We start from the raw sequence: 1,803 nt of genomic DNA, 5'->3' as shown, positions 1-1,803 counted from the left end.
TGCTGTCCGGCCCGCTGGGCGCGGGCAAGACCACCCTGGTACAGGGCATCGCCGAAGGACTGAAGGTGCGCGGCCCGATCACCTCGCCCACCTTCGTGATCGCGCGGGTGCATCCGTCGCTGGCCGGCGGGCCGGCGCTGGTGCACGCGGACGCCTACCGGCTGGGCGGAACGCTGGAGGTGGACGACCTGGACCTCGACGCCTCGCTGGCCGAGTCGGTCACCGTGGTGGAGTGGGGCGAGGGTCTGGTGGAGGGCCTGGCCGACGACCGCCTGGAGATCACCATCGAGCGTGGCGAGCAGGGTGACGAGCGGTTCGTCCGGCTGCGCGGGGTCGGCCGACGGTGGGCCGAGCTCAACGAGTCGGCCGATTGACCGCTTTTCCGTGATCTAGACCGGTAACCTAGCCATTCTTGACGCATGCCGTGCTTGCTGTGGAACATCAGCATGAAGATCGTCCTTGGGGATTGGGTGGTCTTTTCTGGGTATGCAGGTGGGGTAGCGCGTAGCTGGCAGGGTCGGATGTCACGTCGGCGGAGTGGAGTGCGACGGTGCACAGGGTCGGGCAGGTCGCGTTGGCTGGGTTCGTCCTGCTGGCGGGTGGCGTCGCGTGCAGCGCGAAGGCCGACTCCGCCGCTCCGACGCCGACACCCACGGCCAGCCGCCAGGACGTGAAGGTTCAACTGGTGCCCGAGCGCGTGCTCGGCGGAGCCACCCGGTCCGTCCGGGTCCGGGCGTTCTGCCCGGTGCCGCAGGGCGGCACCGACTACCGCGCGACCGCCCGCTCCGACGCGTTCACCGGCGTGGTCACCCTGACCCAGCCGCCGGTGGTCACCCCGGCGGCCTCCTCCACGCCGGTCACCGCCGCGGCGCCCCCGCCGGAGGTGCACGGCTTCGCCATCGTCGACGAGGACGCCGAACCCGCCCGCTACCGGGTCGACGTCAAGTGCGAAGGCACCAACGACACCGGCCGGGGCACGCTCATCATCACCGCCCGGCCGAAGCCGTCCCCCAAGCCCACCCACACCCGGGTCGTCCCGAGCAAGGCGCCGCGGGCCGGCGGCGGCGGCACCGCGCCGGTCGCCGCGTCCGCCGAAGAACCGGCCGGCATCCCCGGCCCCGTGGTCGCGGCCGGAGTGCTGGCCGCGCTGGCCGGCGGCGTCGCGGTCGCCCGGCGCAGGTCCCGGTCCCGCTGACCGCCCGCCCCGCACCTGCTCATGGCCGAGTCGTCCAAGTGGTCGAAGATCGTGGTGGCGGGACTGGTCACCGGCGCGGTGCTGTTCGCCCTCACCGGTAAGGAGGAGAGCGCCCCGGCCCGTCCGGCCGCGGCGTTCCCCAAGCGGCTGGAGATCCCCTCGCTCGCCCTGAAGGCGCCCCTGATGAAACTCGGCCTGGCCGGCGACGGTGAGATCGAGTTGCCTCCGTTCGAGAAACCCGCCGTGGCCGGCTGGTTCGATCGCAGCGAAGTCCCGGGGGACGGCGGCCCGTCGGTGATCATCGGTCACGTGGACACCAAGACGGCGCCCGCCGTCTTCTACCGGCTGCGCCAGGTGCGCAAGGGCGCCGAGATCAAGGTGCTGCGCAGCGACGGCAGGATCGCCCGGTACAAGGTCGACACGGTGGAACAGGTGCCCAAGGACCACTTCCCCGCCGAACGCGTCTACGTCGAGGACGGGCTGCGCCTGATCACCTGCGGCGGCACCTTCGACCGCGGCACCCACGAGTACCTCGACAACATCATCGTCTACGCCAGCAGCGCTTAAGCTGTGTTTTTTGGCGCTCTCTCCGTTCGCGCTGCGTTCGG

The 1,803-nt window shown here is 71.4% G+C and carries 3 protein-coding genes; all 3 read left to right on the top strand.

Going from position 1 to position 1,803, the window contains the following annotated elements; translation table 11 throughout:
- Window positions 1–374: tRNA (adenosine(37)-N6)-threonylcarbamoyltransferase complex ATPase subunit type 1 TsaE (gene tsaE / locus Sru01_RS03020; protein ID WP_203982283.1), on the top strand; the 374-nt coding region annotated here is incomplete at its 5' end.
- A gap of 176 nt (window positions 375–550) precedes the next feature.
- Window positions 551–1,195: a hypothetical protein gene (locus Sru01_RS03015; protein ID WP_203982282.1), complete on the top strand. Its 645-nt coding sequence runs from the start codon at window positions 551–553 to the stop codon at window positions 1,193–1,195.
- A gap of 21 nt (window positions 1,196–1,216) precedes the next feature.
- Window positions 1,217–1,762: a class F sortase gene (locus Sru01_RS03010; protein WP_203982281.1), complete on the top strand. Its 546-nt coding sequence runs from the start codon at window positions 1,217–1,219 to the stop codon at window positions 1,760–1,762.
- The last annotated feature ends 41 nt before the right edge of the window (window positions 1,763–1,803 follow it).

The sequence above is a fragment of the Sphaerisporangium rufum genome (genome assembly GCF_016863395.1).
GTDB classification, from domain to species: Bacteria; Actinomycetota; Actinomycetes; order Streptosporangiales; family Streptosporangiaceae; genus Sphaerisporangium; species Sphaerisporangium rufum.
The sequence above is the reverse complement of the archived record's forward strand: the minus strand, read 5'-3'. Positions and strand labels throughout refer to the sequence as shown.